Raw genomic sequence first — 9,347 nt, 5'->3', positions numbered from 1 at the left:
GCAAGGATTTTCTTGCTTGCACTATTGTTAGGTTATTTAATTTTTAATCAAAAAAGTTTTTCCATTCGGTATTAACATTGCTGCGCTCAGTTTTGTTGGTAGCCCAAAATGGTACCTTGACGACTCCAATAATTTTCTTTTTCGGAACAAAGCCCCAGTAGCGACCATCATTCGAGACGCTTCGGTGATCCCCAAGAACAAAGTATTCACCTTTTGGCACCTTTGTAGCCCCTAGATGTTTTTGCCATTTATTGGCCTGCGAAATACTAGCCATCGTCCAATTACCAGTTCCCGTAGAGCGCTCTGAACTACTGATGTAGTCTTGATTAACCTTTTTGCCATTGACGTATAGTTGTCCGTTATTTGCAGAAACAGTATCACCTGGTTTACCAATGACCCGCTTAACGTAGTCTGTCTTAACCGTTGCCTGTGGGTCAACCCCATTAGCATCAAAAACAACCACACTGCCCCGTCGAATCTTAGTTTGTTTAAATACCAGTACCCGTTCATTATTTTGCAAGTTGGGCTGCATCGATGGACCATCGACCCGCACCAGCTGAAACACAAAATCCTTGATCAATAATGCCACTAATAGTCCGATGACAATCGGAACAATCCAGCTGACAATTTCTTTCAATGCTTTCATTTCAATAAATCCCCACTTAATTTAATTTATTCTGCTGTATTCTTATTTGTCATTGTAATACAACTGCGAAGATAAGCAAACAATAAATCCCACGCCAATTGCATGCTCTCACCACTTTATTCCAGTTTCACTGCTCCATAATTAAACCTTAATTTAGCCAGATTAATTGACTCTAACTAACTTATCGACAATGATTCTTACCTACAATCCTACATTATAATGGTTTTACCCGCGCTTGTCATGAAAGTTTAAATGATCTGGTTTCTGCTTTATTCGTCTATCTAACAATGATAGAATAAGGTTTAATCGTTGAATATAACCATATTCACAAACAATTTAACTGGAGATGAAAATATGAAGGCCGCTGAATTAACAGAAATCCTTCAAACCAATCACGAAGATAAAGAAAAACTTCGCGACATTGAGTTTACAGGTTTGACCCAAGATACTCGTCGCCTCACTCCTGGTTGTTGTTTTGTTGCCATCAAAGGATTAAATTTTGATGGCCACGAACACGTCCAAGAAGCCGCCGATGCTGGTGCCAACCTGATTATTGTGGAACGACCGGTTGAAATTACTGGCACGACCACCGTGGTTACCGTGCCCAACACTTATCGGGCACTGGCCCAAATTAGTGCGCGCTTTTTTGATGATCCAAGCGCCGCAATGACAATGTTTGGCGTTACCGGTACTAACGGTAAGACAACTATTACTCATTTAATCAGTAAAATCCTTGACGATCAGGGCAGTACAACTGGTATTATCGGCACAATGTACAATAAGATTGGTGAGGAAAAACTACCAACCATTAATACCACACCAGATCCACATACCACGCAAGAATTACTACGTAAAATGGTTGATCAAGGGGTCATGGAATGTGCCATGGAAGTTTCTTCCATTGCGCTCGTTCAAGGACGTGCCTGGGGGGTTGACTTTGATACTGCCGTCTTTACTAACTTGACGGAAGATCACCTGGATTATCACAAAACAATTGAAAATTATTTTGATGCTAAAGCACTGTTATTTTCACAGTTAGGCAATAGTTATCACAAAAGCCAAAAAACAAAGACAGCGGTCATCAACATTGACGATCCATATGGCCGTCGTTTAATTGAAAAGACCGCCGCAAATGTCTTGACCTATGGTACGCATGGTCAAGGATTACTCCAGGCAAAAAATATTGCCGTAACTAGTCATGGGACCAAATTTGACCTAGAAATCTATGGTCGAACTTATCCAGTTCAGCTTCAGTTAATGGGTGATTTTAACGTTTATAACGCCTTAGCAGCATTTGGTGCTACCTATGAACACGGATTGAACCCAGAAGATATTATTAAATCCCTCGAACACGTCCAGGGTGTTCGCGGTCGGTTTCAGGTTGTACCAAATGATTATGACATCACGGTCATTGTCGACTATGCCCACACTCCTGATGGTTTAAAAAACGTTCTAAATACAATTAATGCTTTTGCTAACCAACGCGTCTTTTGTGTTGTTGGCTGTGGTGGTGATCGTGAAACCGAGAAACGGCCAATCATGGCCAAAATTGCTGTTGCCAACGCTACGGATGCCGTCTTTACCTCGGATAATCCGCGGACTGAGGATCCCGAATCAATTCTTGATGAAATGGTCACTGGTTTATCTACCAAGTCTTATACCCGTAACTCGGACCGTAGAGATGCAATCTACTTTGCACTGACTCAGGCCGAACCTGGCGACGTCGTTTTAATCGCGGGTAAAGGCCACGAAGACTACCAAATTGTCGGTACCACCAAACACCATTTTGATGATGTTGAAGTAGTAAATGATTTTTTTGACGAAACACGCTAGTTTTCATTCAAGGAGAAATTGAATTATGACCAAATTCTGGAAAAACTATCGCGGTACCATCTTACTATTGCTTGGATTAATTCTTGGTGGCATTGCCGGCGTTATTTGGGGCACCAAAGTTAACGTCGTCAAACCATTTGGGGATCTGTTTTTAAATCTAATGTACATGATCTTGATTCCGTTAGTTTTTTTCAGTATTTCGTCTGCTATTGCTAGCATGACTGAAATGAAGCGGCTTGGTAAAATTCTTGGTGTTACCTTAGTGGTTTTCTTGAGTACTGCGCTAATTTCAGCGGTACTCGGCTATTTTGCCGTGCTCATTTTTCGACCAATCAACAATGTCGACATGGCAAGCATCCACCATCTAATGGGCCATATTAAAAATGCCTCTACCAGTAGCACTTCAGGGTTAGAACGAATCGTCCAAACGTTTACTGTGGATGATTTCAGCAAAATTTTATCCAAAAATAACATGCTAGCGTTAATTGTAGTGGCGATTTTTACTGGTATTGCCACATCAACATCCGGCAAAGCCGCAGAACCATACGCTAAATTACTGGCGGCTGGCAACATTGTGACGATGAAAATCGTTAAATATATTATGTATTACGCTCCAATTGGTTTGGGGTGTTTTTTTGCTACCGTCATTGGTAACCTTGGAGCTGAAATGGTCGGTACGTATTTGAGGACTTGGCTCGTCTACCTTGGCTTTACCGTTGTCTACTTTTTCGTTGTGATGAGTGGTTACGCGCTGGTGGCTGGCGGTAACACTGGCCTTAAAACATTCTGGCAAAATATTGGTGCTCCAGCAATTACGGCCATTGCCACTAGCTCATCGGCGGCCTCCATTCCAGTTAACCTAGAATACACTAAAAAAATGGGGGTCACCCCAGACATTGCTGAAACGGTAATTCCGTTGGGCGCTAATACACACAAAGATGGCTCTGTTTTTGGTGGTGTTTTAAAGGCGACGTTTCTATTCGTTTTATTTGGTCGCAATATTGCAACACTTGAAAATGCCGTGCTTATTATCTGCGTTGGCTTTTTAGTGGGAGTCGTTATGAGTGCCATTCCGGGTGGCGGCTTTGTGGCTGAGACAGTTATTATCACCGTTTTTGGGTTTCCAATGACTGCCTTGCCACTAATTTTAATTATTAGTGAAATTATTGATATCCCCGCCACATTGTTAAATTCAACTAGTAACACAACTGCGGCTATGTTGGTGACACGGTTTGTGGAGGGAAAAAACTGGCTAAAAGATTATTTAACGATCCACTAGCCAATCTAGGAGCTGAAAAAATGAAATATCGAACATTAGGAAAAACAAATTATCAAGTTAGTGAAATATCTTTAGGCACCTGGCAATTAGGTTCTAAATGGGGCGAACCATTTGATGAAACAGATGCCATGCAAACCTTGGAAGAAGCTTACCAAGCAGGCGTTAATTTCTTTGATACCGCTGATATTTACCAAGACGGTCATAGTGAAAAAGCGATTGGTCAGTTTTTAGCCGCTCACCCCGATCGCCAAATCTATGTTTCAACGAAATGTGGGCGTGGTATCGAACCCAATGCCATCAGTAATTATTCCCGAGAGAACCTAGAACAATTTGTTGAACAATCACTTCAAAATTTAGGCACGGATAGTCTTGATTTAATTTTACTGCATTGTCCTCCAACGGATGTGTACTACCGTAAAGAAGTTTTTGCTGCCTTGGATGATTTAAAGGCCGCCGGTAAAATTAAACATTATGGTGTCAGTGTGGAGCGAATCGAAGAGGCGATTAAGGCATTGGATTATGATATTTCGGCGGTTGAAATTATTTTCAATATTTTTCGGCAAAAACCGGCGGACTTGTTCTTCAAATTAGCACAGCAGCAAAACGTAGGGACCATTATTCGAGTGCCATTGGCGAGCGGTTTATTAACCGGTAAATATACGCTGGCAACTCAATTTGGGCAAAACGATCACCGCAACTTTAATCGCCATGGTCAAGCGTTTGATCAGGGTGAAACATTTGCTGGTGTTGATTACGCAACTGGTGTTAAGGCTGCTAATGAATTAAAGGACCAACTTGGCACGAATAATCTTGCCCAAACCGCACTACGTTGGATATTAATGTTCAATGCGGTTTCTACCATTATCCCAGGTGCCAGTAATGCTAGCCAAATCGCTGCAAATACAGGTGCTGACAACCTACCCGCACTAACCGCAGCACAAATGGATCTCGCCAAAAATGTTTATCAAAAATATTTTGAACCAGTGGTTAAGTACAGATGGTAATCAGAGTATTTTCAAACACGTAAGAAACCATGACATAATGTAAAAATTGGCCGTACCTAGTTCGAATCTGAACCAGGTGCGCCCATTTTTTTATTGCTAAATCGCGTAAACAACCACTGCTTCCGTGGTTGTTTACGCACTGTTTTTATGCACTAGTTTTCGCTATTCTTCCCTGTTGAATATAAACACTTAAAATCGCAATATCAGCTGGATTGACACCGCTAATTCTCGATGCCTGCGCAATTGTTTCTGGCTGGATCTTCTTTAGCTTTTGATGTGCTTCAGTTGCCAAACCGTCAATTGCATTGTAATCAATTCGGTCAGGAATCTTCTTTTCTTCCATCTTTTTCAGCCGTTCTACCCGTACCTCGGCCTTTTTAATGTAGCCTTCATACTTAACCTGGATCTCAATTTGTTCGATAATTCGGTGATCTAATGGCTCAGCTGGAGCTGGAATAAATTTCAACAAATCGGCGTACGTAACTTGTGGGCGGCGCAAAAATTCGCTCGCCAAGATACCGTCTTTCAACGGTTTTTCACCACGTGCAATGACAAATTCATTGACCGCTTCGCTAGGCTTGATTCTAACTGAATTTAATCGTTGCTCCTCGGCAATAATTGCTGCTTTTTTATCCTCAAATCGAGCCAAGCGTTCATCACTAATGAGCCCAAGTTCATGACCCTTTTCAGTCAACCGTAAATCAGCATTGTCGTGGCGCAAAATCAAACGATACTCTGCACGGCTAGTAAGCAATCGATATGGTTCCTTGGTTCCTTTGGTCACTAAATCATCAATCATCACGCCAATGTATGCTTCTGAACGTTTCAACGTGAATTGACCTCGATCCAGTGCCCGCAACCCGGCATTAATACCAGCGATAATTCCCTGACCAGCAGCTTCTTCATAACCAGACGTACCATTAGTTTGACCTGCTGTATAAAGGTTCTTGATTAATTTAGTTTCCAACGTTGGCCGCAATTGATATGGCGCCACCACGTCGTATTCAATTGCATAGCCTGGGCGCATCATTTCCGCATGCTCCAGCCCTTTGATTGAATGAATAATTTGTTGTTGAATCTCTTCTGGTAATGAAGTTGATAAACCTTGGAGATACCATTCCTCCGTCCGCCGACCTTCTGGCTCCAAAAAGAGTTGGTGCCGTGACTTGTCAGCAAAGCGAACCACTTTGTCTTCAATGGAAGGGCAGTAACGAGGACCGACTCCTTCAATCGTGCCGGAAAACATTGGAGCGCGGTCTAAATTATTGCGAATAATTGTGTGCGTAGTTTCGTTCGTATACGTTAACCAGCAAGATAGCTGATCCTTGAGAAGCAAATACTGGCTATCTGGTGTTTCAAAGCTAAAATGATTTGGTTCTTCATCCCCAGGTTGTTCTTCTGTTTCATCATAATTAATTGTTGTACCATCAACACGCGGTGGTGTTCCAGTCTTAAACCGTTCCAGCTCAAAGCCGAGATCCTGCAAGTTTTCCGACAATTTCATGGCTGGCTTAGAGTTATTGGGACCCGATGAATATTGCAGTTCACCAATAATAATTTTACCACGTGCGGCCGTTCCGACTGTTAGGACAACGCTTTTGGCTGAATAATGAGCCCCAGTATTAGTAATCACACCCTTACAAACACCATCTTCTACAATTAACGAATCAACAGTTGCCTGCCGGAGCGTTAGATTAGGCTCACGTTCAATCGTACGCTTCATTTCCGTATGGTATGCATACTTGTCCGCCTGAGCACGTAATGCCCTAACAGCGGGTCCCTTACCCGTATTTAGCATCCGCATTTGGACATACGTTTTATCAATATTGCGACCCATTTCGCCGCCGAGCGCATCAATTTCACGAACAACAATCCCCTTCGCTGGTCCACCAACCGATGGATTACATGGCATAAAGGCCACCATGTCTAGACTGATTGTTACTAGCAGTGTTTTGTTGCCCATCCGAGCTGCTGCCAATGCGGCTTCGCTCCCAGCGTGGCCGGCACCAACAACGATGACATCATAATCATTTCCTTCGTAGTCTAACGCTTGTTCCATTTCAATTCTCCTCTATCACATTACACACGCCAAACCGCACGCTTATTTTCCTAAACAAAATTGGCTGAATAGTTGATCTAGTAATTCATCTTGGTAACTATCACCCGTAATTTCACCCAGTAGTTCCCAACAACGAGTCATATCAATTTGAACTAGGTCAACAGGCATCCCGGCAGCAATGCCTGTTTGAACATCCGTTAATGCCTCACTAGCTTGGTGCAATAGACCGATGTGACGAGCATTGGTCACCATCACGTTGCCCTGATTACTCTCAATTCCTTCGTCAAAAAACAAGTGACTAATTTTTTGAGCTAGCTCATCCATGCCAGCATTTTTTAAAATTGAGGTTTCAATAATTTCAGTCCCACTAGCAAATTCGTCTAAATCAGTCCGACTCAATTGCGCAGGTAAATCTGTTTTATTTAAAATGATAATTCGCTTAGTAGCAGCCGTATCATTCAATAGTTCTCGGTCCTCTTTGGTTAATGGTTCGCTATTATCTAATAGCAATAACACTAAATCAGCGGTCGCAATTGCCTGTCGACTCCGTTGTACCCCTAATTTTTCGATCTGGTCTGTCGTTTGGCGAATGCCAGCCGTATCAATCAGTTTAAGCGGAACACCATTAACGTTGACGTATTCTTCAATCACATCCCGGGTTGTCCCGGCAATATTGGTAACAATTGCCTTATCTTCGTGTAGCAAACGATTCAATAAACTGGACTTTCCGACATTGGGACGACCGATGATGGCAGTTGCTAACCCCTCGCGCAACACTTTTCCCTGTTTTGCGGTGCTCAATAATTGCTTAATTTGTTGTTGTAATTCTGTCGCTTTTTCTTGGAGTAACTTAGTCGTCATCGTTTCAACGGCGTCATATTCGGGATAATCAATGTTTACTTCTACTTGAGCCAATACATTTAAAATATCTTGACGCAAATGCTTAATTAAGCGTGATAGATCACCATCTAGCTGGTTTAATGCCACTTTCATTGAGCGGTCCGTTTTAGCCCGAATTAAATCCATCACTGCTTCTGCTTGTGATAAATCAATTCGCCCATTTAAAAATGCTCGTTTCGTGAATTCACCTGGTTCGGCCATCCTGGCGCCATTACTTAACACTAACTGCAAAATTTTATTAGTGGCCACTAACCCACCATGACAGTTAATTTCAATAACGTCTTCACGCGTATACGTTTTAGGTGCCAACATTACCGACACCATTACTTCATCAACTTCTTTAGCGGTGTCTGGATCAATAATGCGACCATAATTAATTGTATGGCTGGTAACTTTAGCTAAATCACGACCGCGATATACGCGGCTAGCGACTGCCAGTGCCTCCTCACCGCTAATGCGAATGATTGAAATACCACCTTCGCCCACTGGTGTGGAAATCGCTGCAATTGTATCAAACTCTGATTGTCCCACAGGTCAAACTCCCTTCAGTCCAGAAAATTAATTGATAGCAATAAAAAAAGCGCCACTCCACGCCTAAAAATTAGTCGTGGCCAAAGCACTTTCACTACTTTAACAATATTTAATTGATAATCGAGACTTATTTTAGAATGGATTGCACTCATTGTCAATCATTACATCTCGCCGGCTGGGGCAACGACCACACTGCGACGTGGTTCGTCACCTTGCGAATAGGTTCTGACAAACTTGTTGTCTGTTAGTGCCTGATGCACTTGTTTCCGCTCCATGGCAGGCATTGAGTCCAAGTAGACGGCTTTCCCAGTGGCAATTGCCTCAGTAGCTGCTTGTTTCGCTACCTCTGCCAACACCGTTTCACGCCGCTTGCGATAATTGTCGGTATCTAAAATAACATTGATATGCTGAATGCCATGCTGATTTAAGAACACGACTGCCATTGCCTGCAGAGCATTAATCGTCAACCCATGGTGCCCAATCAGTAATCCCGGTTTATCCGTGTTTAAATCAATCGTAATCAATTGGTGTTGAATGCTTAACTGGGGATTTACTTCAATTTGCATTACTGCCAAAATATCCGTGAGATAATCTGCTAATCGTCCGGCAGCAGCGTTCAATTTAATTTTATTATTGTTTTGGCGTCGCAAAATTTCGGCATCATCAATGTCCGCTTCATCAGGATCCTCAATCACGGACTCATCAACCACACCACCAACATGATCAAAATCATCCTTTTTTTCTGTTTGTCCGGCCAAATCAGGATGTAGATATGCGCCCCCACTGTGTTGCGGCAGGATCGACTCGACTTTAACTTGTGCTTCCTTTTTGTTAATGCCTAAAAAACCTTTTTTGGCACCTTCAATAATCGTAATTTTGGCTTCCTGCCGTGTTAAATGTAGTGTTTTGAGACCATTTTCAATTGCTTTTGCTGCTGTTTCTCCTGTAAAGATTGCCATCAGTGGCCCTCCTAAAAATAATTAAACCTACCCATTGTAATTTATCCGACTTATTATACCATTTGTGCTATTACCTGCAGTGACAAGATTTGAATTTAATAAAAAAATACTAGACCCCCAAAGTGGGAATCTAGCA

General features: G+C 42.3%; 7 protein-coding genes. 3 read left to right on the top strand and 4 right to left on the bottom strand.

The genetic code is table 11. From position 1 onward, the window contains the following. Positions 1–43 precede the first annotated feature (43 nt). Positions 44–646 (bottom strand): signal peptidase I, encoded by a 603-nt coding sequence (lepB, locus tag WDC_RS04865; protein ID WP_044010752.1) that lies wholly within the window; start codon positions 644–646, stop codon positions 44–46. A gap of 354 nt (positions 647–1,000) precedes the next feature. Here lepB and WDC_RS04860 point away from each other — a divergent pair, with 354 nt between their 5' ends. Genes WDC_RS04860 through WDC_RS04850 form a run of 3 tightly spaced genes read left to right on the top strand, consistent with a single transcriptional unit; the run spans position 1,001 to position 4,762 of the window. Continuing rightward, a complete protein-coding gene (locus WDC_RS04860) occupies positions 1,001–2,479 on the top strand; it encodes a UDP-N-acetylmuramoyl-L-alanyl-D-glutamate--2,6-diaminopimelate ligase (protein ID WP_044010751.1) in 1,479 nt (492 codons plus the stop codon). Positions 2,480–2,504: 25 nt separating this feature from the next. Beyond that, complete coding sequence (locus WDC_RS04855; RefSeq protein ID WP_044010750.1) at positions 2,505–3,758, top strand: dicarboxylate/amino acid:cation symporter; 1,254 nt, start codon at positions 2,505–2,507, stop codon at positions 3,756–3,758. 20 nt (positions 3,759–3,778) lie between these two features. After that, on the top strand, positions 3,779–4,762 hold the full coding sequence (locus tag WDC_RS04850; protein WP_044010749.1) for an aldo/keto reductase: 984 nt from the start codon (positions 3,779–3,781) through the stop codon (positions 4,760–4,762). 145 nt (positions 4,763–4,907) lie between these two features. Here WDC_RS04850 and mnmG read toward each other — a convergent pair whose 3' ends face one another. The 3 genes from mnmG to jag all read right to left on the bottom strand — a co-directional run bounded on the left by mnmG (position 4,908) and on the right by jag (position 9,211). Then, positions 4,908–6,821, bottom strand: coding sequence for a tRNA uridine-5-carboxymethylaminomethyl(34) synthesis enzyme MnmG (mnmG, locus tag WDC_RS04845; RefSeq protein ID WP_044010748.1), 1,914 nt, complete (start codon positions 6,819–6,821; stop codon positions 4,908–4,910). 42 nt (positions 6,822–6,863) lie between these two features. After that, positions 6,864–8,252: a tRNA uridine-5-carboxymethylaminomethyl(34) synthesis GTPase MnmE gene (gene mnmE / locus WDC_RS04840; protein WP_044010747.1), complete on the bottom strand. Its 1,389-nt coding sequence runs from the start codon at positions 8,250–8,252 to the stop codon at positions 6,864–6,866. A gap of 161 nt (positions 8,253–8,413) precedes the next feature. After that, positions 8,414–9,211: an RNA-binding cell elongation regulator Jag/EloR gene (gene jag, locus WDC_RS04835; RefSeq protein WP_044010746.1), complete on the bottom strand. Its 798-nt coding sequence runs from the start codon at positions 9,209–9,211 to the stop codon at positions 8,414–8,416. Positions 9,212–9,347: the final 136 nt, after the last annotated feature.

Source organism: Paucilactobacillus wasatchensis (assembly GCF_000876205.1).
Classification (GTDB): Bacteria; Bacillota; Bacilli; order Lactobacillales; family Lactobacillaceae; genus Paucilactobacillus; species Paucilactobacillus wasatchensis.
This window is presented reverse-complemented; position numbering and strand designations above follow the sequence as displayed.

What these genes read in the sequence shown, in the direction of transcription:
- mnmG (WP_044010748.1), bottom strand. Translation starts at nt 6,821, where the DNA reads ATGGAACAAGCGTTAGACTACGAAGGAAATGATTATGATGTCATCGTT.
- WDC_RS04855 (WP_044010750.1), top strand. Translation starts at nt 2,505, where the DNA reads ATGACCAAATTCTGGAAAAACTATCGCGGTACCATCTTACTATTGCTT.
- WDC_RS04860 (WP_044010751.1), top strand. Translation starts at nt 1,001, where the DNA reads ATGAAGGCCGCTGAATTAACAGAAATCCTTCAAACCAATCACGAAGAT.
- lepB (WP_044010752.1), bottom strand. Translation starts at nt 646, where the DNA reads ATGAAAGCATTGAAAGAAATTGTCAGCTGGATTGTTCCGATTGTCATC.
- jag (WP_044010746.1), bottom strand. Translation starts at nt 9,211, where the DNA reads ATGGCAATCTTTACAGGAGAAACAGCAGCAAAAGCAATTGAAAATGGT.
- WDC_RS04850 (WP_044010749.1), top strand. Translation starts at nt 3,779, where the DNA reads ATGAAATATCGAACATTAGGAAAAACAAATTATCAAGTTAGTGAAATA.